We start from the raw sequence: 23,201 nt of genomic DNA on the forward strand, positions 1-23,201 counted from the left end.
AAATTGAAGATTGAATAGATGAACTCAGCCTGTCAGAAAAGGTATACTTTTTCGACAGGCTGTACTTTTTTGAAGGGTTTTAAATATGATGTTGCACATTCCTGAGCTACTCAGTAAACAACAAGTGTTAGAACTACGCCAACAAATGCAGCCAGCCTCAGCATGGATCAATGGTGCTCAAAGCGCAGGTGCACAAGCTCAGAAAACTAAAAATAATTTACAGATCGATATTCATAGTGAAATCTATCAATCCATAAGTCAGTCTGTTCTAAATGCTTTACAACACAACTTACTGTTACGTTCAGCCGCCCTGCCTCAACACATTTTATCTCCAATGTTTAATTGCTATCAGAATCAGGGCAATTATGGCAATCATGTCGACAGTGCTGTTCAGGCGTCTTCAAAAACAGGACAAATGATTCGCACCGATGTTTCCATTACAGTTTTTTTATCCGAACCCGATGAATATGAAGGTGGAGAACTGATTGTTGAGGATACCTATGGTAGCCATGAAGTGAAACTCGATGCTGGCGATGCTATTTTATATCCGTCAACAAGTCTGCATCGAGTTGAACCTGTCACCCAAGGCAGTCGCATTGCCGCTTTCACTTGGATTCAAAGTATGGTCAAAGATGATTGGCAACGTACCATGCTGTTTAACCTTGATATGACCATTCTAAAATTACGACAACAGCTTGGTGATACTGAGGAGGTGGTTGCTTTGACCAGTCACTATCACAACTTATTAAGACAATGGGGGATTTTCTAATGTCACCTCTTCCGCCATTGACCACAATCCCAGCGCATTTACAAACCGTGGCGGATTACCAACAACAGGCTTCACAACATTTAGCAGATGCGACTTGGCACTATCTACAAGGCGGTGCTATGCATGAACTGAGCGTGCAAGAAAATCAGCTCCAGTTTCAAGATATTCATCTTATTCCGCGACATTTAAATGACTTTTCTCAAGGTAATACTCGAGTCAATTTATTTGGGATGGACTACCCCCATCCAATTTTTCTTGCTCCCATTGGGCATCAGGCACTTTTCCACACTCAAGCCGAGCAAGCCACAGCACTTGCAGCTGAGTTAATGCAGAGTAATTTTGTCCTCAGTACATTAAGCAACACACATATGCAAGCTTTGAATAAAGAGAATCCCTACAAATGGTTTCAACTTTATTGGCAAGGTAACAGAGAAAACTCATTGGCTTTAATTCAGCTTGCAGAACAACACAATTATAAAGCGATCGTGATCACCATCGACGCCCCCCATACAGGCATCCGTGATCGAGAGCGTAAAATCTTCTTTCAACTTCCCAATGAGATGCCCCATCCACATGCACTGGCTCATGTAGAAATTGGTAATTTGGCTGCTGACGAACACCCTATTTTTCAAGGTCTGATGAAAATGGCCCCAAAATGGGAGGACATCGAGTGGTTAATTAGAAACACCAAACTGCCCGTGATTCTTAAAGGTGTATTACATCCTGCCGATGCCAAGAAAGCGGTCGAATATGGTGTCTCAGGTCTGATCGTTTCCAATCATGGTGGTCGCGTACTGGATACCACCATTCCCCCATTAATTGCACTGCAAAAAATCAGAGCAGCTGTTCCAGCCAATTATCCCCTACTCTTAGATGGCGGAATTCGTCGTGGTTCAGATGTGTTTAAAGCAATTGCGCTTGGTGCATCTGCCGTACTGATTGGCCGTCCTTATATTTATGGCTTGGCAACAGCTGGTGCCTTAGGTGTTGCCCATGTACTTAAAATTTTAAAGGAAGAATTTGAGATCACCATGGCCCTGATGGGAACAACAACATTAAAAGAGATTAATCATGACTTTATTGATCAATAATCCGCTTTACTGCGTATCGTTACCTTAACAAACTGATATTCAAAAAACTTTCAGGCTTTTGAAGATAAATCATATAAATAAAACTTCAGTAAAATGACAAAACTCATAACATCCAAATTAAGAGTTAAAACTTAAAATACAATCGTTTTTTTAGATTAAATAAAAAAATCAACAAATTAACAACATTATTAAACAATTCAGGATAAAAAATTATTTGAGTTTCCATTGTAATAATTAGAAACAATTGAAAAATCCAATCCAAAACAAATGAATATAAAAATAAGAATGATTATTCTTTGCATAAATTTTTACACTGTTTAGGCGTGCCAAATGTCTTTTATTAAATCACGGAAGAAGCTCGTTTCCTCTGCAATTGCGTCATCACTTTCAGTCATTGCAGTCCCAGCGATTGCTCAGGATCAAGCAGTTCAACTCCCAACCATTCATGCACATGCCACTCAAGAAGAATCTTTAAAAGTAGATCAGTCTGCAAATGCAAAATTTGTAGCACCACTGAAAGACACACCAAAGTCAGTTTCGATTCTGTCGCAAAAACTACTTAAAGAAACCAACTCAAATACCTTACTTGAAGCACTTCGTTATGAGCCAGGTATTACTCTAGGCGCTGGTGAAGGTGGTACACCATTTACGGATATGCCTTATATCCGTGGTTATAGCGGTCAATCCTCTATTTATGTGGACGGCGTACGCAATACCACCTCACAAAGCCGTGATATGTTTGCAATTGAACAAGTTGAAGTCATTAAAGGCTCTTCGTCTACCCTTGGTGGTGGCGGTAGTGTGGGTGGTAGTATCAACCTCGTGCCTAAAGTGGCACATCAAGGTGATGTCTATCAGGGCAGTATTCAAGGTGGTACCGATAACTATCGCCATATCCAACTTGATGCCAATAAAGATTTTGGCAATGGCGTTGCAGGTCGTGTCGTAGTGATGGGACATGAAAATGAAAAACCTGGTCAACACAACGGTGCTGAATTTGCTCGTGCGGGTCTCGCATCAAGCCTTGCTTTTGGCTTAGATACAGCAACACGTGGAACATTGAGTTATTACTACCTACGTAGCAATGACGAACCAGATGCAGGCATTCCTTTCAACAATGCTAATCCAACGAAAGCTCCTCCTGGTGTTACACTTAACCCTAGTGATGGCCGTCCAGTGAGTGTCAAAGCTGGAACTTACTATGGTTGGAAAGATCGTGATTTTGACAAACGTGAAAATCATATTGGTACATTTAAGTTAGAACATGATTTCAATGAAAATCTAACCTTGTCAAACGTTGCAACTTACAACAAGTCGAAGTCAGATTATGTGTATACCAATGCGGATGACTCTAAAGGCAATATTTACCGTGGTACGGTTGCTCGTCGTGCTTTAAGCCGTATTTTAGATACCGACGCTTATAGCGATCAACTTTCTTTAAGAGGAAAATTCAACACTGGTGCATTCAAACACTCCTTTAATGTGGGCACTGAGTGGAGCTATCAAAATACCGATCAAGGTGTGTATACCTTTACCAATGCTGCTGGACAGACCACTTCTACAATTTTGCAATCTAATATTGATTCTTGTAATTCAGTTTCCGCTACGTCAAATGGTTGGTGTACCAGTTTAAATAACCCTGGTAATGGTGTGTTTACCGACACAATGGGCAGTATTAAAGGGCAATCAACTACGCGTAGCCGTACAGCTTCTGTTTATGCCTTAGATAGCATCGAATTTAATCCACAGTGGTTACTTAACTTAGGTGTGCGTTGGGATAAATTTGAAACCGAGAAGAAATACAATAAAGACGTCTACGGTGCAACTGGTGGAGCTTATAACTCAACCATTACAATTCCTAAAGGAACGAAATACGAAAGCGATTCAGACTTCTTCACTTACCAAGCTGGTTTAGTATTTAAGCCAACTGAATCAGGTAGCATCTATGCAAGTTATGCAACCTCAGCAAACCCAGTGGGTGTTTTAGCTGAAGGCGATAGCAGCGATAACGCTCTAGGCACTACAGATATTGTAAATAACCTTAAGCCTGAAGAAGCACGTACTTTTGAAATCGGAACCAAATGGGATTTGTTTAATGACCGTGCAAATTTAACGGCTGCAATTTTCCGTACTGAAAAGCAAAATACACGTATTCAAATTGATCCTACGACTACAACCAATGCTGGTGAAAGTAAAGTGGATGGATTTGAAGTCAGCTTAAACGGCAAAATTACTAACAAATGGGATATTTCTGCTGGCTATAGCTACTTAGACAGCGAAATCACCAAAGCGGCTTATAATGCAATTGCCCAAGAAGGTAAACCACTGCCATTCGTTGCCAAAAACAGTGCAACATTATGGTCAACTTATCGTGTATTACCGAACTTGACTCTAGGTGCTGGTGCAGAATATCGTGATCAAGTTTTTGTAAACAGCACTGCACCAAAATATTTACCGACTTATACTATCTATAATGCGATGGCAAAATATGATGTAAATAAGAACGTGAATGTTCAGCTGAATGTGAATAACCTTGGTGATAAACGTTACTTCACTAGCGCACATGCAGCACATTATGCCTTTGAAGGTAATGGACGTAATGCAGTCTTAGCGATTAACTTTAAATACTAAGCCAAAATCCATAAAATATTTATGGAATTAAACTCAGTTCGTATAAAATAGCCTCGACATGAGGCTATTTTTACACATGAAGCAAATACTCAAAAGGTGTTCACAGTGATTCATCATATTCCCAATGTATTAACGAAAGAACAAGTTGCTGAATTTCGTCGTTTGATGACAGATGCAAATTGGGTGGGTGGGAAAGTCACCGCAGGTACACTCTCTGCTTCCGTGAAAAAAAATCAGCAACTCTCAGAGCAAGATCCACTCACTCATGCACTCAGTGATATCGTGATCAAAGCGATTTGGCAAAATCCATTATTCCAAGCCGCAGCGCTTCCTCATAAAATCATTCCTCCCCTATTTAACCGTTACGATGAATCTGAAAGCTTTGGCTTCCATGTCGATAATTCAATTCGCCTGATCCGGGGAACTTCTGAGCAAATTCGTACCGACCTCTCTTGTACCTTGTTCTTAAGCGAACCCGAAGAATATGAGGGCGGTGAACTGGTCATTGAAGACACTTACGGTTACCATGAGATTAAACTTCCCGCTGGGGATGTGGTGCTTTATCCATCAACCAGTTTGCATGAAGTCAGCAGTATTAGCACAGGAACCCGTTTCGCCTCATTTTTTTGGGTACAAAGCCTGATTCGGGATGACAGTAAACGTCACCTATTATTTACTTTAGATGAAAGTATTCGTGAATTACGGAAAACCCATGGCGATGCTTATCCAGAAGTGATGAAACTCACCAACATTTACCATAACCTGATTCGGATGTGGTCTGAGCTATAATTTGCACACTTTTCAAAGTTTAGAGATAAAAACAACTTTTTTATCTCTAATTAACAAAATTACGGAAAATTTTCCCCATTGAAATTTAAATAGTGCAAAAAACAGGGAAATATTTTCCATTCATTCAAATTAAAATGTTTTATAGACCTTTGCAGTCGTCTGTATTTTCGCCTAGACTGAGTATCGTTAGATGATTAATATAACTGCAAAATTAAATACCCCATATGAATGGTAGATGATGAAAACAAATCGCGGCTTTACCCACCCGTCTCATACAACACATCTTGCTGCTCTTCTCCTGATGCTGCGCCTCGCGCGCGTATAAATTTTTTCGCCTACTTTTTTAGGCACTCGATCCCCGAATTCGCTTTAAATTAATTCTTATAGACACCATATATATCTGTAGCACGTTGCTTTTAATTTGACTCAGCAACCATGCTACGACAAGGAGTTTTCTCATGATGTTGGCTGACCCAAGCAAAAAATACCGCCGTATGTACCAGCGAGTGGATTTACCCGATCGTCAATGGCCGAATAATGAAATCAATCAAGCGCCGATTTGGATGAGCACCGACCTTCGTGATGGGAACCAAGCGATTTTTGAACCGATGGACATGGATCAAAAATTAAAAATGTTCCACATGTTGGTTAAAATCGGCTTCAAACATATTGAAATTGGTTTCCCTTCTGCTTCTCAAATTGACTTCGACTTTACCCGTAAATTGATCGAAGAAGATTTGATTCCTGAAGATGTTTATATCGAGGTTTTGGTTCAAGCACGTGATCACTTGATTGAACGCACTTTTGAAGCCTTAGTCGGTGCAGAACGTGCCATTGTGCATATCTATAATTCAAACTCTCCAACCTTCCGCCAGAAAGTCTTAAATGTCGATGCCAATGGCTCAAAACAACTTGCCATTAACGCAGCAACCAAAGTCAAAGAATATGCGGCGCAATACCCTGCGACAGACTGGATTTTCCAATATAGCCCAGAATGTTTCTCTGCAACTGAATTAGAAGTGGCCAAAGATGTCTGCGATGCTGTGACTGAAATCTGGGAAGCGTCACCAACCAATAAAGTCATTTTGAACTTGCCTGCAACAGTTGAAGTGTCTACGCCGAATGTCTATGCCGATCAAATCGAATGGATGCACCGTAACTTGGCGCGTCGTGATGGCGTGATTATCTCTGTTCACTGTCACAATGACCGTGGTTGTGGTATCGCTGCCTCTGAATTGGCGATTATGGCGGGTGCTGACCGTGTAGAAGGTTGTGTGTTTGGTAATGGTGAACGTACGGGTAATGTGGATGTTGCTGCGATTGCCTTGAACATGTATACCCAAGGCGTTGCACCAAACTTAGACTTTTCAAATATCAATGAAATCATTGCAACAGTTGAAGAATGTACAGGTTTACCTGTTCATCCTCGTCATCCATATGCAGGTGATTTAGTCTTTACCGCGTTCTCTGGTTCACACCAAGATGCGATTAAAAAAGGCTTCGAATTCCAGAAAAATGAAGAAATCTGGGATATGCCATATTTACCAATCGATCCGAAAGACTTAGGCCGTGACTACGATGCAGTAATTCGTGTCAACAGCCAATCAGGTAAAGGTGGTATCGCCTACTTATTGGAATCGAATTACAACGTTGCCTTACCGCGTCGTGTTCAAATCGAATTCAGTCAGATCGTACAGCAGCATACCGATGAAAATGGTACAGAAATCAGTGCGCATGAAATCTGGACCTTATTTGAAAATACTTATGTGGATGTGAAGAACAGCCATTATCAAACCAAACATTATCAATTGTCGGATATCAATGGTACACAAATCATTGAATTAGACATTGAAATCGACGGTGAAATCCAGCGTCTCCGCGGCGAAGGTAATGGCCCGATCTCAGCCATGCTGAATGCCTTACAGTTACCAATTGATGTGGTGAACTATGAAGAGCGCAGTATCAGTTCAGGTGCCAATGCCAAAGCACTTGCATTGATTGAGCTTCAAGTGAAAGGCACAGGTAAGAGCGCATTTGGTGCAGGTGTACATGACAACATCGTAACTTCATCAATCGAAGCCATTATTGCATGTACCAATCGTTTAATTGAACAAGGGGTATTGACCACCGATCAAGTGGCTGCTGCAGCCGTTTAGATAGGTGAAATATCACATAATCGTCAGTAAAGCTGAGTTGTAATATCAGAAAAAATGACTTTTGAAAGGATACCTGAATTGGTATCCTTTTATTATTAATGATTTATTATAGGGCGAATCATTCCAGTGTCTTTTCCATCGGATTCAGTGGGCGTAGTCACACCACAAAAGTTTCAGTTTGAACAACCTTTAGAACTTGAATGTGGCCGCGTATTGCCACGTTTCGATTTAATGGTTGAAACCTATGGAACACTCAATGCAGACCAATCCAATGCCATTCTGATTTGTCATGCATTGTCAGGGCATCACCATGCGGCAGGCTATCATCATGAAGATGACAAAAAAGCAGGCTGGTGGGACAGCTGTATTGGTCCTGGAAAAGCCATTGATACCAATCACTTTTTTGTTGTTTCCTTAAATAATATCGGTGGATGCAGTGGTTCAACTGGCCCGACTTCACCAAATCCAGAAAATGAAAATCGCCCCTATGGTCCTGACTTCCCATTGGTCACGGTGCGTGACTGGGTCAAAACCCAAGCGATGTTGTCTGACCGTTTAGGTGTTAAAGTTTGGTATTCTGTGATTGGTGGCTCACTGGGCGGCATGCAAGCTCTGCAATGGTCACTGGATTATCCTGACCGCTTAAAAAAATGTGCCATTATCGCCAGTGCTCCCAAATTATCAGCCCAAAATATTGCCTTCAACGAAGTTGCGCGCCAATCGATTCTATCTGATCCTGATTTCCATCATGGTCGCTATCTGGAAAATGACAGTTATCCCAAACGCGGCTTGATTTTGGCACGTATGGTCGGTCATATCACCTACTTGTCTGAAGAAGCCATGAAACAGAAATTTGGTCGTGATTTAAAATCAGGCAAATTTATGTATGGTTTTGATGTCGAATTCCAAGTGGAAAGCTATTTGCGTTACCAAGGTGAACAATTTAGCCGCAATTTCGATGCAAATACTTACTTGATTATGACCAAGGCCTTGGATTATTTTGACCCTTCGCGTGAATATGAACATTCTTTGACGAAGGCCATGAGTCAACCGAAGTGCCAATTTTTGGTGATCTCATTTACCACAGACTGGCGTTTTAGCCCAAGTCGTTCTCAGGAACTGGTGGATGCTTTGGTTGATAATCATAAGCCTGTCAGCTACTTAGACATTGATGCTGAACAAGGCCATGACTCGTTCTTATTCCCTATTCCACTGTATGTAAAAACGCTACGCGCATTTTTAGGTGGAGAACAACAGTTGCAATCGACATCGCAGGAGCAGCACTAATGCGTATAGATCAACGACTCGCCGAAAAATGGATTAACCCAAACTCTAGCGTGTTAGACTTAGGGTGTGGTGATGGTGAATTGCTGGCTCATATGAGCAAACAGCACAATATTCGTGCCTATGGTCTAGAAATTGATCAAGAAAAGATTGCAATTGCCATCAGTCGGGGGTTAAATATTATCCAACAGGACTTAAACCTTGGTTTAAGCCGTTTTGCCGACCAGTCTTTTGACTCTGTGGTCATGGCACAAGCTTTGCAAGCTGTAGATGCACCCGATGTATTACTTCGTGATATGGTGCGTGTCGGCAAACAGGCCATTATTACTTTTCCAAACTTTGCGCATTGGAAGACACGTTCTTTTCTTGCCTTGAAAGGGAAAATGCCTGTTTCGGAAGCTTTACCCTATATGTGGTATAACACCCCGAATATTCATTTATGTACTTTCCGTGACTTTGAAGCCTTATGTGCTGAGAATCGGATTAAAATTATTAATCGACTTGCCGTTAATGGTGACCAACAAGGTAGTATGCTCAGTAAGCATATGCCGAACCTATTTGGTGAAGTCGCAATTTATCGAGTGAGCGCTCTATGAAAAAGACATTAATCAGCACATTTTTATTTGGTCTGATCAGTATACAAGCGCATGCTGACTATGTTGCTCAACCACAATCGGTTGCAACACAGGCAGCACGTTATTCAGTGATGGGTATCAATGAATTGCAAAGCGCGGCAAAATCTGGTCAAGCTGGGGCACAGTTTTACTTAGCCACCCGTTACCAGTTTGGTAAAGAAGTGGCTAAAGATGAAAAACAAGCTTTCACTTTATTCAAGGCAGCAGCAGATCAAGGTTTATCTGCGGCACAATTGAATGTTGGCCGTATGTATGCCGATGGTATTGGCGTAAAGAAAGACGATGCTTTAGCACGTAAATATTTCGAGAAAGCAGCAAGCAATGGTGACAACCGTGCCAGCTTTAATCTCGCAATGATGGAAGAGCAGAAGAAAAATTTTGTTGGTGCTTACCAATGGTATGAGCTTTCAACCCGTGATGGCATGTTGGATACCAAAGTGATCAGTCTTTCTGAAGGCAAGAAAACCGCGTTGGCTGCAAACTTAACTCAAGATCAGATTCGTACTGCACGTGACCGTGCTGATAAATGGATTCAAGCCCAATAATCTTGCTTAGATCTATTGATTGATAGAAAACCGACTTGTAAGAGTCGGTTTTTTATTATATTGATAACATTCATATTTAATTAAGTTTATTCAATGAGCGATATAGAAAAGGCGATATTCAAAGCAAAACTAGAATTGGAAACAATAACACTAGAAGAAATCCAAAGGTGGGCAATTGAGACATTAGAAAAAGATTCATCAAATGATTTAGCTTTAGAAATATGCTTTCTATCAACACCAGAACAAGTTAGAACCTATTTTAGTCAATTATCCCGAAGTCTATTTAATACAGATTTAACAAAGGAATCAGTCAATAACCTCTTAAAAGATTATATTGAAAAACATCTAGAGTTAGTCAAAAGCCAAGAGCTTCTATTTCCTTTTCTTCAGAAGCTCTTGGCTTTATCTAAGGCTGTAGAGAATGAAGATCTTTTTGAGTTATTAAATTACTATGATGACCAGTTCTACTTAAGTTTTGAAGGATATACGCCTTCTGAACCAGATACTGTATTTAAAGATTTCATAAACGATTTAAAAGATTTCTTATCTACACAGAGTTAAAGATATGGAAAAAAAGCAATTCCTCTTAACTTTTAGAATGCGATAATTCAGTACTACCTAATTCAATAAAAACCCCCTAAAATTCCACTCAATCTAAACTAATCTGAAACTGATATGTCTACCCAACCATGGCTCAACCAAGGCAGCCTTGTCCTTGCAAGTAATAACAAAGGCAAAGTGGTCGAATTTGAACATCTCTTTCAACAACTTGATCTTCCTGTCGAGATTATCCCTCAAGGTAAACTTGATATTGAAGATGCGATTGAAGACGGTCTCAGCTTTGTTGAAAATGCCATTATCAAAGCACGCCATGCCTCTAAGCTTTCAGGTAAACCTGCACTTGCAGATGACTCTGGACTGTGTGTCCCAATTTTAGGCGGTGCACCAGGCATCTACTCGGCACGCTATGCCGGTGAGCATGGTAATGATGCTGCCAACAACCAAAAACTGTTGGCCGATCTTGCGCCTTTGCGTAAAGACGGTGAAGCGATTGAAGGGATGTTTGTCTGTGTCTTGGCACTGGTCACGCATGCAGAAGATCCACTACCACAAATTTTCCAAGGCATCTGGAAAGGTGAGATTTTAGCAGCAGCACGTGGTGAAAACGGTTTTGGTTATGACCCTTTATTCTGGTTACCAGAATTAAATATTTCCAGTGCTGAACTGAGCAAAGCTGATAAAAATAAGATCAGCCATCGCGGTCAAGCGATGCAGTTATTTAAAGCCAGTCTGATTTAACTAATCAAAGTGCCCTCCTAGATGAGGGCATTTTTTATATGCAGCAATAGACCATAGACCACAATCACCACACAGCTCACGATGGTTCCTGCAGCAATATAACGAGCCGAAATGCCCGTACCTTGATAATGGGTTTCCAAAGCAACAATATTAGCGGCAGGCGGTAAACAAAATAAGAAAAACAGTACAGGGAGCAATGATTCAATCTGCGGAATCGCAATAAAATAATAGGTCAACGTACAGATCACCACACCACACAAGAGCTTGAACATTAAGGTTCGCATACTCAGCCACAAATCAGCCATATCTACGCGGGTATGTCTCAGCCACATCCCCAAAATACACATGCCCGCAAAGCTCATCCCAAATTTGGCAATATCATACAACCCCTCTAGAACAAAATTGCCCTGCCAATGATGAGCCCCCAAGAGCCATAACATCAAGGCTGCAAATAAGGCCAAGACTGGCGGTGACTTAAGAACTTTATGCAGTGTTGCAAGGTAATTCGTCGGCCCTTCTGAAACCGCAGCAACTGCCCAAATATTGCCAAACAGTGAACCCCCAATATACAGCGCGATCATGGCACCACTGATCTGCTCTCCAAATAAGGCGATGGCAAATGGAAAACCCAGCCAGCCAATATTGCTATAACTCACACAGAGCGCTTGTAAGCGATCCTTTGAGAAGTGGAAAAAACCATAAAATAGAAGAATCGATGTAATAAAACTAAATCCCATTAGTGCAAAGCTACCTGCCTGATAGAACACCATGTTGTAGATGATCACCACAGGAATAAATAAGCGTGCCAATAAAGAAGATAAAATTTTCTTTGCCTGTTCCGCGACTTTGAATTGAGCAAGCAACAGCCCGAAAATAAAGGCACTGATGGGGAGAATAAAGGTCATGTCGATCTGTTTTTATCATGTCTTGATATGCTGCTTATGCTAGCACTATTTACCGTTGGGTAAATGCACTGTCTTAAAACTGCAATATAAGTGTCACATCTTTGTCATGCCAAGCTGTTGAGATATATCCAAAGTTTTATAGGAATAGAGCGATGGCTGGTTTATCAATTTGGCATGTACTGATTTTTGCAATTGTAGTGATTCTACTGTTCGGTACATCGAAGCTAAAAAACCTCGGGAAAGATGTTGGCGGTGCAGTCAAAGACTTCAAAAAATCCATGAAAGAAGAAGAAGCGGCTACACCTTTAAATGAACCTCGCACCATTGATGCTCAAGTAAAAAATACTGAAAGCTCAGTAAAAAGCTAAGCGAGCACGATTATGCTGAATTTGGGAATGACCGAAATCTTTTGCTTTGCCGTGATTGCATTGCTGGTGCTCGGTCCTGATAAATTGCCAGAAGCTGCACGGTTCGTAGCGAAATGGTATGGAAAAATTAAAAAGTTTATCAACAACATTCAGAACGAAATTGATCGAGAATTACGCCTTTCTGAGTTCCGCGAAGAAATGCAAAAAGAAATTGATAAAATCACTGAACTTGAACGCAGAATGCAACAACAGCTAGACGCGCTTAAAAATACACAAACGCCTTCTGAAGCTGACGAAGTAAAAACTGAGACGAAAGCCCCAATCATCTATACGCTTTTTTCTCAGCAAGCGATCATCCCTTTCAGTCTTGAATATCAAAAGCAGTTACCTTTCAAACTCGAGCCGAAGCGACCGACTCAACCGTTTGATACAGAATTAAAGATTGCCGTATGAGCCAATTACCATCGACTTCAGTCACTCCTGAGGAATCCTTACAACAAATGCCTGTGATGCAGCATTTGATTGTGCTGCGACAATATCTATTTAAGATTGTTGGGGTAACGATTTTTCTTTTCTTCTGCTTATTGCCCTTTAGAAATACCACCTATCAATGGTTGTCTGAGCCATTAAGACAACAGCTGCCTGCAACCTCCACCATGATTGCAACCGATGTCACTGCAACATTTATGGCACCGTTTAAGCTGAATTTATTTGTCGCGTTTATGTTGGCAATGCCGTATATCATTTATCAAATCTGGTCATTTATCAAACCAGCACTATATGAAAAAGAACGCCATTTGGCCATTCCCCTGCTGTTAGGTAGTATTGTGCTGTTCTATTTAGGCGTGGCATTTGCTTATTTCATTACCTTACCTGCGATTTTGCATTTCTTTATTAGTGTTTCCCCAGAAACAGTTGCACCAATGACAGACATCAACAGCTATCTAAGCTTCTGTCTAAAATTATTTTTGGTGTTTGGTTTCACTTTTGAAATCCCGATCATTACCTTGGTACTGATTTTAATTGGTGTGGTCAGTACTCAAAGTCTGGTTGAAAAGCGTCGCTTCATTGTTGTTGGCTGTTTTTTTGTCGCGATGTTTGTGACGCCACCCGATGCCTTATCCATGATTATGCTGGCCGTTCCGATGTGGATGTTATTCGAACTGGGATTATTCCTCGGAAAAATACTGGAAAAAAGAAAAGCCTCTACTTAACTCAAATATGTGAATAATCCCTGAAAAAACTTCGGGGATTATTTTTTCTAATCCCATATTTATTAATTATTTACAAAATAAAAATTGTCTTCAAACTGCCTTAAAACTGTCAGAAAACTGTCATCTCCGCTTCATAGAATCGATCAGGATTTATTTACCATATATTACAGATACGGATTTACTATGACAGCCAATACTAATCAGCCAAGTCGTCGTGATATTTTAAAATGGTTCGCGGGTGTTCCGTTTTTACCACTAGGGGCAATGGGCACAGCAGCAGCTTTAACGGGTTGTAATGATGACAACGATAATAACGTTGTTACACCACCTGCAAAATTGGTTAAATTTAAAAATGCCAAATTTACGCCAATGGCGGCACCAACCACCACAGCAGAAATGGCAACAACTTCTGTTAAATCAAGTTTAACAGTGACTTGGGAAGACAATACCAGCACTGAATATAAATTAGGCTATCAAGAATTTTTCCGCACAGGTATGGAAGTTGACAATATCAACGGCGGAAAAATTATCGCAGGTAGCTATTACGACATTAATAACAAAGCGATCAGAGATACATCTGTTGCAGGTCAAGAACGTCAATTCTTCTCTGACTGCCCAGATGGCTCTTCAATGATCCATCTCAAAGATGCAAAAGTTGACGGCGTCAACAACCCTGTGTTCCATGTGGTTCAGTTCGAATACACCACACAAAACTTGGCCAAACAAAGTATGTATGGTCAGTTACCGTCTCCAATTGCCGTATTGACCTTAGACCAAGATCAAAAAACAGGACATCTTGCATTGAAAAAATACTTCAATGTGGACATGTCTAAAGTGCATGGTCTTTGGATTACCTGTGGTGCTAGCCTTTCACCTTGGAATACGCACCTTTCAAGTGAAGAATATGAACCAGATGCTTTTGATCAAATTGGTAGCACCTTAGCCACATTAAGAGCCTACAGTAAAAATCTGTATGGCAATGAAAATACAGCCAATGCCTATAACTATGGTCATTTACCAGAAATCATTCTGGATGGTAAAGGTCGTGGTACTGCAGTTAAGCACTACTGTTTAGGCCGTATTTCACATGAGCTAATTCAAGTCATGCCAGATAACCGTACCGTGATCATGGGTGACGACTATACCAACGGCGGCTTCTTTATGTTTGTTGCAGATAAAGAAAAAGATTTATCTGCAGGAACGCTATATGTTGCAAAGTACACTGCTGAGCTGAATGAAACCTCTACAGCACCAATTAAATGGATCAAACTGGGTCATACCGACAGTAAAACCATTGAAGACTTGGTCAATGTTCGCGGCATTAAAGCTGAAAACATTATGGAGAGCTTAACTGTAGCACCAGCGGACTTAACGGGTTACACACAGATTGTCCTAGATAAGAAAACGCTTTGGATCAAGTTAAAAGAAGCCAATAACGGTTTCAGCAAAGCAGAAATCGAATTAGCTGCTGCCTTCCTCGAAACGCACCGTTATGCAGCCCTCAAAGGCGGTAGTATGGCCTTCACCAAGATGGAAGGAACCACCGTGAATATCAAAGATAAGGTGGCTTATTCTGCACTTGCCAATATTCAAGACTCGATGATCGAAGGTAAATCGAGCTGGGTTGCTGCACACAATGTTAAATTCAAGAGCACATTAAAAGCTGGTGGTGTACTTGCCCATGACCTGAAAGGCAGCCAAGTTGACCACTTAAATAATGTGATCAATAGTGAATGGACACCATATCAAAGCCATATGATTCTCATGGGCAAAGATATTCCAGCAGACAGCTTGGGCAATACGGCTGATCCAAATAACATTGCCAGCCCAGACAACTTAAAATTCTCTGAAACTTTACGTACCTTGTTCATTGGCGAAGATAGTGGTAACCATACCAATAACTTCCTTTGGGCTTATAACGTTGAGACCAAGTCTTTAGACCGAATTCTGTCTACACCAGCAGGTGCAGAATCAACAGGTCTACATGCAGTTGACTCAGTGAATGGCTGGACCTATATCATGAGCAATTTCCAACATGCGGGTGATAGCTCAAGCCTTCCTGCTGAATTAAAAGCAAAAGTTTTAGCTAACTACAATGGTGGTTATAGTGCAAGTGTCGGCTATATCACCGCTGATCCAGTCGGACCATCGATTGAGAAAAAAGCTTAAATCTTAGCGTTCATTTTAAAAAGCAAATGCCGACATCATGTCGGCATTTTCTTATCTCAATCCATCACAATCCAATTTCGGCTAGCGCTGGTGTTGATATAAAATGAATCGAATAGTAGGCTCATTTTATTCAAGTATTCAAATGAGCGTATTCACTTAGCCAATCTATTTTTACGATAAAAAAAGCCCCTTTAAAAAGGAGCTCAATTCAGCCAATCCAGCTTTATGTAATTAATCACCAAAGTCTGAATAATCTTTGCTGGTAAATTTACTGTAGCTTTTCCAAGGTTCTGCAATATTGACCTGTTGGATAGTGGCTTTCAGGATATCATAGCGCAAACCATCTAAACTGCGTACTTCCACCCGTTTGGCAATGTTATTGCGATTATCCCATTCAATACTCATTTTATTTTTCTTATTCTGGCTTTCATACCAAGTGCTGTTGCTGTCTTTTTTCTTGACGGTCATTCCCTTTAAGCTTTTAGGATCAATCAATGAATACACACAGCTCCAACAGCTACTAAGCCCTAACATATCGACATCGGCATCTTGTAAATGCACAACGGTTTTATCTTCTATCAACACCAAATTGAGTTTGGGCTGTTTTTTCTGATCAATAAAATAATGCTGGGCTGCTTCTGCTAAATCCAAATGTTTATGCCCACCCTTTTCATGTCCATGTTGGTGATGTTTAGGCAGTACACGTTCAATCCAAATATTCTGAGTATTACGATACATGCGTTCCTGAAACACACTGGTACGTGTCACTCCATCATTGCCAATGGTCTGGGTCTCTCGGGTAATATTGGCACTTAATACTGGGGCTGCATGCAAAGACGTCATTCCTACGCTCAGTAAGACCGCACTCATCACTAGACGCATGTTATTTCCTACATAAAAAAACCTCAGTCATAGTGACTGAGGTTGTTTGCAATATGATGAAAATCTTCAATAAAGTGTTGAGGGTCTGTTAACATTTCAACCATGTCTTGCGTTATTGGCTAAAACAACAGAAACAAGGCATGAAACGCAGACAATGGCTATCCCCTTGTCAAGTTTCATAACGCAGTTTATGGAAGTTTTAGCCATAACCCTACGGGACAGGGGTGTTTTTTGCCGCTACTTTGTTAGGTCTTGCTTACTTAGAATGGCTAAGTTTCACAAAACCTGCCTTGTATCGTCTAAAAACATCCTCTGTCGCAAGTATCTGTGAAATGTTAGCAGCCCCTATTTAAAACCAAAGGCTTCTTTTAATTTACTGAATACCCATGCATTTTCACGTGTACCTTTAAATACTTGTGAACCCGCACCTTCAGCAAATAACAGTACATCACCACCACCATGCGTTTCAGAACCAGGATTGCCCAGCTTTATCCCAACCTCTTGTAAATAATCATCGGCTGCTGCTTCATTATCAGTAATGTCGATGCGTGAGGTTGGACGAGGTCCGCCACCATTACCAAATACTAAAGTGGTTGAAGTTTTACCATTGACATCCAGATTTGGCGCATGCTTTTTACCATCAGCCAATACACGCGTTCGTGCATCGGTCGCTTTGGCTTCTTGGTAGCTATAGCTCAAACCCAAAATACCTGGATTAGTCGTCGTCGTTTTTCCAGTACGCGCGGTATAGCCATTAAAGGTCATAGTATGGTCATGGTCGGCAGTAACAACGATCAGAGTATTCTTTAACTCAGGATCGGTTTTCTTGATTTTATCCAATGCCGTCTTAATCGCATTATCAAAAGCAATGGTGTCTTGCAATGCGCGTTTGGCATTGGTGCCATGTAAAGCATGGTCAATACGTCCACCTTCCACCATCAAGAAAAAGCCTTTGCCCGCAGTATCTTGTGCTTGTAGCAGGTCAATTGATTTTGCGGTCATTTCAGCCAAACTTGGTTGGTTTGGCGCTGTTCTCGCACGATCCAAATCATATTCCAGATGTGAAGTAGCAGAATAAAGACCGATGTATTTTTTATTCAATGGTGCTGCATCCATCTCTGCTTTGGTCGCAGCAACAGTGTAGTTTTTGGCTTTTAATTCATTCAGTAGGTTACGCCCATCAATACGCCCCTTCTTGTTATCCGCCGCATTATAAGGGGTGAAATGATTGCGCCCGCCACCCATCAATACATCAACGCCATCTAACAGTTTTGTATTATAACCTGCACCACCAGGAATGACCTGGCGTGCAATCTCATACTGCGCATTACGATTACACACATGTGAGAAGGTCGCAGCAGGCGTTGCGTGAGTCAATTCTGTGGTGGTAATCGCGCCCACTTTTTTGCCATTGGCTTTGGCCAATTCTAGAATTGTTTCTGCAGGGCTCCCTGCAGCCACACTCGAACCTGGGGTTGGACAATTATTGATGGTATTAGATACTTTGGTACCATCTGGCGCTGTACCCGCACTTGGTTCAACCGCGATCGTTCCTGGTGTCATTCCAATCACTTCATTACGGGTTTTCTTGCCCGTCATATAAGCCGCCATTGATGGCGCACTATCGGTGGTTTGACCATCTTCTGAATAGGTCTTGATGCGTACAGTACGGCGCAAGGTGTCCATGGTTAATTTGCCAGATTCACCATAGCCATAAATACGGCTTGCGGTCACTGTGGTTGGGCCCATGCCATCACCCAAGAAAAAAATGATATTCTTGGCTTCGCCCGCAGCTTGTGCACCAGTGCTTGCAGCAACTAATGCAACAGTTAAAACAGATGCTTTCATACCGAACTGACCTAATTTAAATTGTTTTAACATCATCGTTCTCCAATCTGTTGTTATTTATCTAGGCCAATGGCTTTGCGAACTAGGTTAAAGACTTCAATATTTTCAAGGCTGCCATGGAAGTTGTCTGACCCTACACCAATTGCACCCAGAAACACATCGGTACCGCCATGCGTTTCACTATCCGCAAAACCAGTTTGCACCACAGCTTCTTGCTGGAAGTCATCGGAAGCTGTACCTGTACACCAACCTTCTTTATCAATATCCGTACCACGACTATCGGTAAATTTACCCGCTGGACCTACGGCTGGATTACAGCTATCGTTATCGGTCAATACTCCACGCGCTTCAATACGGTCATTGTCTAAACGCTTTTTACCTGTACCAAAACCGATAATTGGATATGGGTTGCCATTCACATCAGTTGAGAAACCTGCCTTGTTATAGTTTTTAACTAAACCGAGCACACTGGTCTCTGCCCCCTTCACATATTTACCGGTACGTTTTGCATAGCCATTCAAGACCATGGTGTGATCATGGTCAGCGGTCACTACGATCAAGGTATTCTTCAGCTCAGGGTCGGTTTGCTTGACTTTATCAATCGCAGCTTTAATTGCATTATCAAATGCAACCGTGTCTTGTAAGGCGCGCTTGGCATTGGTGTCATGCAGTGCATGGTCAATACGGCCACCCTCAACCATCAAGAAGAAGCTTTTGTTTTTCGCCTGTAAGACATCAATCGCCTTGGTGGTCATATCGGCAAGGCTTGGTTCATCAATTTTCTTATTGGTACGATCCAAGTCATAGTTCATATGGCTGGCATTAAATAAGCCCAATAATTTCTTGGTTTTGTTTGGATCAATTTTGGTCAAGTCACTACCATTCGCGACAAAGCTATAACCCTGATCTTGCATTTCTTTAACCAAATCACGACCATCTGCCCGTTTACCGCCCGATACCGTCGTTGGTTTAAACTGGCGTAAACCACCGCCCAAGACCACATCCACACCATCGTTTAATTTAGTGTTATACGCGCCCCATCCTGTCCCCTTACCCGCAGGAACAAGCTGTGCAGCAATATCATTTTCAGCATCACGATGACACACATGTGCATAGGTCGTGGCTGGGGTTGCATGGGTCACACGCGTTGTAGTGACAATCCCTGTGCCCATACCTTGCGCTTTAGCAAGTTCAAGCAAGGTTTCTGCGGGTTTCTTGCCTTTATTGGCTGCAACATCATCACAGGTGCTGGTACCATCTGCTTTCGGTGGAGATGCGATGGTGCCTGACTGCATGGAAATGACTTCATTTTTCATTTTCACGCCAGTCATATACGCCGCCATAGACGGTGCACTGTCTGTCACCTGACCATCTTCTGAAAAGGTACGAACAAATGCGGTTTCTGGCAGCGTATCAATGGTCAAATCGCCATCTTCCCCAACAGAATAAATACGCGATGCGGTTAAGGTGGTGATCCCCATCCCATCGCCCAAGAAGAAAATTACATTTTTTGCAGTTGGTGTTTTTGGTACTTCTGTTTTTTCATTGTTATCACTATCGTTACAAGCAGTCATTCCAGCTGACAAAACTGCCATTAAACTGACCGCCAATAGCTTTTTGGAAAAGCCCGTCTTTGATAAGAACATAGAATATCCCCAGATGTATTGTTTGGACGTAACTTGATTGGCTACACCATAACAATGCTGGGTGACCCTTTTATGTCACCTTAATGACAGTATTATTTCATCTTGTTGTTTTATATAGACAATTATGTTATAACATATCAAGTTAAAAATTCAAATCGACATGCAGGTCAACCACTCGTCCCTGTTGCTCTCCTTGTTGAGATTTCTCCAACCAGTGCCATTCTCTGCTCGTTAATCTTAAAAAATTAGAACATCGTGTCCCATAAATTGGACTTTGAATAAAAGTGGATGACAATAAGGCTTCCATCTCTGGATTGATTCCTGTATCGGGTAACAGATTGGCAATGACTTTACGCTCATCTTCCAAAATATCCCAAGCGGCGGCATCGATTGCGGATTCTGCAATTTGTGCTTGTTGCAACATCGGTAAAAATTCTTGAGTAAAGCGTTTACGCAAATGTCGGGTTTTCTCCCAATCTTCTGACATTAATCCATTTGAGACCACATAAACACCATTGGCGAGCACTTGTGGGGCTTCACCTCGGTTGCTCATATAAACGGCTTGTTCAGTATCTCCGACAAACAAATTAAAGCCCGCATAATCCTGTTGCTGTTGCTCCAGTTGCTGGGCAAAACGAATCGGGGCTAAATCACTTTCTAAAAAAGATTGAATCAGATGCCCACGAGAAGTCGTATAACTTTTTTGATCGCGACCATTACGGAAATTGGTGACTATTGCCCAACGTCCCGATGCTGTCACGCCCATCCACGTCCCGCCAGACTGCAAGTCCTGTCCTGCCACAATGCTGCTGTTTTGCCATGCATGCAAGGTAGCACTTGGTCGATGATAAAACTCATCCCGATTTGAAATTAAACACAGCGGCATTTCATCCAATACCTGCCATGCAAAAGCGACAATACACATAAGTCCTTTTTCTCCCACGTTTTGGGACATTGATCTTTCACATTGAATGTACAACATTTTTCACATCATTCCGCTACAATCTGCTCAAAATATAAAATTGATGAGGAGCAGCGATGCTGACCTATCCAAATATTGATCCAGTTGCGCTGAGCTTAGGACCAGTCAAAGTGCACTGGTACGGGCTGATGTATCTTCTGGCTTTTCTATGTGCATGGGGTTTAGCATCGTATCGCGCTAAACAACGTGATGGCTGGACAGGCGACATGGTGTCAGATCTGGTCTTCTACGGCGCATTGGGTGTTGTGCTCGGTGGCCGCGTCGGCTATGTGTTGTTCTACGAATTTGGTAAATTTTTAGAAAATCCATTGTGGTTATTCCAAGTCTGGACTGGTGGCATGAGCTTCCACGGCGGCTTCCTCGGTGTCATAATTGCGATGCTGTTTTGGTGTAAAAAGTACCAAAAAACATGGTTCCAAACCTTGGACTTTATTGCGCCCTGCGTACCAACAGGCTTGATGTTTGGCCGCTTTGGTAACTTTATTGGCGGGGAACTGTATGGCCGTCCAGTACAAGACCCGAGCTATCCATTCGGAATGATTTTCCCAACAGATCCACTCGGTTTGGTGCGCCACCCTTCGCAAATCTATCAAGCCCTCTGTGAAGGTTTGATCCTCTTTATCGTATTGTGGTGGTTCAGTTCTAAACCTCGTCCGCGTATGGCCGTTTCAGCCTTATTCTTGGTCGGTTATGGTGTGGCACGCTTCTTTATGGAATTCTTCCGCGAACCCGATGCAGACCAAGGCTACATTTTATTTGGCTGGATGACCAAAGGTCAGATTCTCAGCTTCCCAATGATTATTATTGGTCTGTGGATGATCTGGTACGCTTACCGTAAAAACATCTATGACTGGCAGTTAAAGAAATAATAAGAAAGGGAGCAAATGCTCCCTTTTTTAGGCCGATGATTTAGGCCATTTATCAATCTTTCAGAAACAGCGTATATTGATTCTATTCCATTCAGGAGAGAGTCGATGCAGCAACAACGTCAGCATCTCGCCCACTTTAAAGTGCATGAGCTTGTTCTTAGCCTCTCTCCCCTACAGTTCAATCCGCAGCTGATCAGCCAAATCGAAAAATCACTTGGACTCAGTTGTATCAGCGAAAATGAACCTCATCAGGTGTGTTTCGCCAACCAAAACACCGAATTACAAGATGCCTATAAACAGGTGTTTAGCGCAGTTGATCTACTCGATTATCTCTATGCAAGTTTAATCGCAGATCAGCAAAGTGCAGAAAAACTACAGCTCCTGAATCCTGCTTTAGCCCCGATTGCCTACCCAACTGATAATCTTACTTTCTGGAGAATGGTCGCAACTGGACGGCAATATCGACTTTCGCTGAGTTAAAATTTTCCAGCCAACGCTTTCACTACTTCACCTAAACGCTTACCTTGCGCTTCACACAAGATTTTCTCATCTTGGCTCAGACTCTGATCATGCCGTGGGCCACTGACATGACTGGCACCATACGGTGTTCCACCGGTTTTGGTGTTGGACAAGGCTGGAATCGAATTGGGTAGTCCCATAATTAGCATGCCATGATGAAACAACGGCGGTAACATCGTTAGCAAGGTGCTTTCCTGCCCACCATGCATCGAACCAGAAGACGTAAACACACAAGCAGGCTTATGATGTAAAGCACCATTCAGCCATAGGCTGGTGGTTTGATCCCAAAAGTATTTCATCTCACTGGCCATATTGCCGAAACGCGTTGGCGAACCCAAGGCCAAACCCGAACAATGGCTGAGATCTTCTAAAGTGCAATAAATGTCGCCATCTTCTGGAATACTCGGTGCCGCTTCAGTCACAACGGTAGCTAAATTCGGTACGGTTCGAATGCGTGCCGTCATTCCTGCAGCTTCAATTCCATCGGCAATCAGATGCGCCATTTGCTTGGTTGAACCATATTTACTGTAATAAAGAACAAGAACGTAAGGTTGCATCACTTTCAAGAATTTTGTTAAAAAGGACACTATACGACATTTT

The 23,201-nt window shown here is 41.9% G+C and carries 22 protein-coding genes; 16 read left to right on the forward strand and 6 right to left on the reverse strand.

The window, feature by feature from the left end:
- Window positions 1–85: 85 nt before the first annotated feature.
- From NDN13_RS11875 to rdgB, 10 genes are all read left to right on the forward strand, one after another.
- The gene (locus NDN13_RS11875; protein WP_251115605.1) at window positions 86–769 is read left to right on the forward strand and encodes a Fe2+-dependent dioxygenase; all 684 of its coding nucleotides are present in this window, start codon (window positions 86–88) and stop codon (window positions 767–769) included.
- Entirely contained in the window at window positions 769–1,860 is a 1,092-nt protein-coding gene (locus NDN13_RS11880) for an alpha-hydroxy acid oxidase (protein ID WP_251115606.1), read from the forward strand. The genes NDN13_RS11875 and NDN13_RS11880 overlap by 1 nt, the downstream gene beginning before the upstream one ends.
- Window positions 1,861–2,190: 330 nt before the next feature.
- A complete protein-coding gene (locus NDN13_RS11885; RefSeq protein WP_251115607.1) occupies window positions 2,191–4,491 on the forward strand; it encodes a TonB-dependent receptor in 2,301 nt (766 codons plus the stop codon).
- Between the two features lie 105 nt (window positions 4,492–4,596).
- Window positions 4,597–5,280 carry a Fe2+-dependent dioxygenase gene (locus NDN13_RS11890; protein ID WP_251115608.1) on the forward strand — a complete coding sequence of 228 codons (684 nt, stop codon included), beginning with the start codon at window positions 4,597–4,599 and terminating at the stop codon, window positions 5,278–5,280.
- Window positions 5,281–5,738: 458 nt separating this feature from the next.
- Window positions 5,739–7,436, forward strand: a complete 1,698-nt coding sequence (gene leuA, locus NDN13_RS11895; RefSeq protein ID WP_251115609.1) for a 2-isopropylmalate synthase — start codon at window positions 5,739–5,741, stop codon at window positions 7,434–7,436.
- A 126-nt stretch (window positions 7,437–7,562) separates the two neighbouring features.
- Entirely contained in the window at window positions 7,563–8,723 is a 1,161-nt protein-coding gene (gene metX, locus NDN13_RS11900) for a homoserine O-succinyltransferase MetX (RefSeq protein WP_251115610.1), read from the forward strand.
- Complete coding sequence (metW, locus tag NDN13_RS11905) at window positions 8,723–9,316, forward strand: methionine biosynthesis protein MetW (RefSeq protein WP_016651551.1); 594 nt, start codon at window positions 8,723–8,725, stop codon at window positions 9,314–9,316. The genes metX and metW overlap by 1 nt, the downstream gene beginning before the upstream one ends.
- Window positions 9,313–9,900, forward strand: a complete 588-nt coding sequence (locus tag NDN13_RS11910; RefSeq protein ID WP_216077977.1) for a tetratricopeptide repeat protein — start codon at window positions 9,313–9,315, stop codon at window positions 9,898–9,900. Before metW ends, NDN13_RS11910 begins: the two co-directional genes overlap by 4 nt.
- Window positions 9,901–9,993: 93 nt before the next feature.
- Window positions 9,994–10,461, forward strand: a complete 468-nt coding sequence (locus tag NDN13_RS11915; RefSeq protein ID WP_251115611.1) for a hypothetical protein — start codon at window positions 9,994–9,996, stop codon at window positions 10,459–10,461.
- Window positions 10,462–10,575: 114 nt separating this feature from the next.
- The gene (gene rdgB / locus NDN13_RS11920) at window positions 10,576–11,199 is read left to right on the forward strand and encodes an RdgB/HAM1 family non-canonical purine NTP pyrophosphatase (RefSeq protein WP_251115612.1); all 624 of its coding nucleotides are present in this window, start codon (window positions 10,576–10,578) and stop codon (window positions 11,197–11,199) included.
- A gap of 17 nt (window positions 11,200–11,216) precedes the next feature.
- Here the strand turns inward: rdgB and NDN13_RS11925 are convergent, their stop codons facing one another.
- Window positions 11,217–12,104, reverse strand: coding sequence for an AEC family transporter (locus tag NDN13_RS11925; RefSeq protein ID WP_251115613.1), 888 nt, complete (start codon window positions 12,102–12,104; stop codon window positions 11,217–11,219).
- Between the two features lie 152 nt (window positions 12,105–12,256).
- On the opposite strand from NDN13_RS11925, the gene tatA reads away from it, so the two are divergent.
- From tatA to NDN13_RS11945, 4 genes are all read left to right on the forward strand, one after another.
- A complete protein-coding gene (gene tatA, locus NDN13_RS11930; protein ID WP_004678519.1) occupies window positions 12,257–12,472 on the forward strand; it encodes a Sec-independent protein translocase subunit TatA in 216 nt (71 codons plus the stop codon).
- 12 nt (window positions 12,473–12,484) lie between these two features.
- Window positions 12,485–12,925, forward strand: coding sequence for a Sec-independent protein translocase protein TatB (tatB, locus tag NDN13_RS11935; RefSeq protein WP_251115614.1), 441 nt, complete (start codon window positions 12,485–12,487; stop codon window positions 12,923–12,925).
- Window positions 12,922–13,686, forward strand: a complete 765-nt coding sequence (gene tatC / locus NDN13_RS11940; RefSeq protein WP_251115615.1) for a twin-arginine translocase subunit TatC — start codon at window positions 12,922–12,924, stop codon at window positions 13,684–13,686. Before tatB ends, tatC begins: the two co-directional genes overlap by 4 nt.
- 183 nt (window positions 13,687–13,869) lie before the next feature.
- On the forward strand, window positions 13,870–15,855 hold the full coding sequence (locus tag NDN13_RS11945) for a PhoX family protein (RefSeq protein ID WP_251115616.1): 1,986 nt from the start codon (window positions 13,870–13,872) through the stop codon (window positions 15,853–15,855).
- Window positions 15,856–16,086: 231 nt separating this feature from the next.
- Here NDN13_RS11945 and NDN13_RS11950 read toward each other — a convergent pair whose 3' ends face one another.
- From NDN13_RS11950 to NDN13_RS11965, 4 genes are all read right to left on the reverse strand, one after another.
- Window positions 16,087–16,737: a hypothetical protein gene (locus NDN13_RS11950; RefSeq protein WP_251115617.1), complete on the reverse strand. Its 651-nt coding sequence runs from the start codon at window positions 16,735–16,737 to the stop codon at window positions 16,087–16,089.
- 345 nt (window positions 16,738–17,082) lie between these two features.
- Window positions 17,083–18,618 (reverse strand): alkaline phosphatase, encoded by a 1,536-nt coding sequence (locus NDN13_RS11955; RefSeq protein ID WP_251118227.1) that lies wholly within the window; start codon window positions 18,616–18,618, stop codon window positions 17,083–17,085.
- A 20-nt stretch (window positions 18,619–18,638) separates the two neighbouring features.
- Window positions 18,639–20,231, reverse strand: a complete 1,593-nt coding sequence (locus NDN13_RS11960; protein WP_251115618.1) for an alkaline phosphatase — start codon at window positions 20,229–20,231, stop codon at window positions 18,639–18,641.
- Window positions 20,232–20,373: 142 nt separating this feature from the next.
- Window positions 20,374–21,156 (reverse strand): NRDE family protein, encoded by a 783-nt coding sequence (locus NDN13_RS11965; protein WP_251115619.1) that lies wholly within the window; start codon window positions 21,154–21,156, stop codon window positions 20,374–20,376.
- Between the two features lie 113 nt (window positions 21,157–21,269).
- Between NDN13_RS11965 and lgt the strand changes: the two genes are divergently transcribed.
- The gene (lgt, locus tag NDN13_RS11970) at window positions 21,270–22,082 is read left to right on the forward strand and encodes a prolipoprotein diacylglyceryl transferase (protein ID WP_016541531.1); all 813 of its coding nucleotides are present in this window, start codon (window positions 21,270–21,272) and stop codon (window positions 22,080–22,082) included.
- A 105-nt stretch (window positions 22,083–22,187) separates the two neighbouring features.
- Window positions 22,188–22,562, forward strand: coding sequence for a hypothetical protein (locus NDN13_RS11975; protein WP_251115620.1), 375 nt, complete (start codon window positions 22,188–22,190; stop codon window positions 22,560–22,562).
- Here NDN13_RS11975 and wrbA read toward each other — a convergent pair.
- On the reverse strand, window positions 22,559–23,158 hold the full coding sequence (gene wrbA, locus NDN13_RS11980; RefSeq protein ID WP_251115621.1) for an NAD(P)H:quinone oxidoreductase: 600 nt from the start codon (window positions 23,156–23,158) through the stop codon (window positions 22,559–22,561). The two genes, NDN13_RS11975 and wrbA, sit on opposite strands and share 4 nt — an antisense overlap.
- Between the last annotated feature and the right edge of the window lie 43 nt (window positions 23,159–23,201).

The sequence above is a fragment of the Acinetobacter sp. C32I genome (genome assembly GCF_023702715.1).
GTDB lineage: Bacteria > Pseudomonadota > Gammaproteobacteria > Pseudomonadales > Moraxellaceae > Acinetobacter.

Excerpts from the sequence above, each read along its gene's own strand:
- tatC (WP_251115615.1), top strand. The coding sequence starts at position 12,922 with ATGAGCCAATTACCATCGACTTCAGTCACTCCTGAGGAATCCTTACAA.
- NDN13_RS11960 (WP_251115618.1), bottom strand. The coding sequence starts at position 20,231 with ATGTTCTTATCAAAGACGGGCTTTTCCAAAAAGCTATTGGCGGTCAGT.
- NDN13_RS11875 (WP_251115605.1), top strand. The coding sequence starts at position 86 with ATGATGTTGCACATTCCTGAGCTACTCAGTAAACAACAAGTGTTAGAA.
- lgt (WP_016541531.1), top strand. The coding sequence starts at position 21,270 with ATGCTGACCTATCCAAATATTGATCCAGTTGCGCTGAGCTTAGGACCA.
- NDN13_RS11910 (WP_216077977.1), top strand. The coding sequence starts at position 9,313 with ATGAAAAAGACATTAATCAGCACATTTTTATTTGGTCTGATCAGTATA.
- leuA (WP_251115609.1), top strand. The coding sequence starts at position 5,739 with ATGATGTTGGCTGACCCAAGCAAAAAATACCGCCGTATGTACCAGCGA.
- NDN13_RS11950 (WP_251115617.1), bottom strand. The coding sequence starts at position 16,737 with ATGCGTCTAGTGATGAGTGCGGTCTTACTGAGCGTAGGAATGACGTCT.
- wrbA (WP_251115621.1), bottom strand. The coding sequence starts at position 23,158 with ATGCAACCTTACGTTCTTGTTCTTTATTACAGTAAATATGGTTCAACC.
- NDN13_RS11975 (WP_251115620.1), top strand. The coding sequence starts at position 22,188 with ATGCAGCAACAACGTCAGCATCTCGCCCACTTTAAAGTGCATGAGCTT.
- NDN13_RS11955 (WP_251118227.1), bottom strand. The coding sequence starts at position 18,618 with ATGTTAAAACAATTTAAATTAGGTCAGTTCGGTATGAAAGCATCTGTT.
- rdgB (WP_251115612.1), top strand. The coding sequence starts at position 10,576 with ATGTCTACCCAACCATGGCTCAACCAAGGCAGCCTTGTCCTTGCAAGT.
- tatB (WP_251115614.1), top strand. The coding sequence starts at position 12,485 with ATGCTGAATTTGGGAATGACCGAAATCTTTTGCTTTGCCGTGATTGCA.
- NDN13_RS11915 (WP_251115611.1), top strand. The coding sequence starts at position 9,994 with ATGAGCGATATAGAAAAGGCGATATTCAAAGCAAAACTAGAATTGGAA.
- NDN13_RS11945 (WP_251115616.1), top strand. The coding sequence starts at position 13,870 with ATGACAGCCAATACTAATCAGCCAAGTCGTCGTGATATTTTAAAATGG.
- metW (WP_016651551.1), top strand. The coding sequence starts at position 8,723 with ATGCGTATAGATCAACGACTCGCCGAAAAATGGATTAACCCAAACTCT.
- NDN13_RS11925 (WP_251115613.1), bottom strand. The coding sequence starts at position 12,104 with ATGACCTTTATTCTCCCCATCAGTGCCTTTATTTTCGGGCTGTTGCTT.
- NDN13_RS11965 (WP_251115619.1), bottom strand. The coding sequence starts at position 21,156 with ATGTGTATTGTCGCTTTTGCATGGCAGGTATTGGATGAAATGCCGCTG.
- tatA (WP_004678519.1), top strand. The coding sequence starts at position 12,257 with ATGGCTGGTTTATCAATTTGGCATGTACTGATTTTTGCAATTGTAGTG.
- NDN13_RS11885 (WP_251115607.1), top strand. The coding sequence starts at position 2,191 with ATGTCTTTTATTAAATCACGGAAGAAGCTCGTTTCCTCTGCAATTGCG.
- NDN13_RS11880 (WP_251115606.1), top strand. The coding sequence starts at position 769 with ATGTCACCTCTTCCGCCATTGACCACAATCCCAGCGCATTTACAAACC.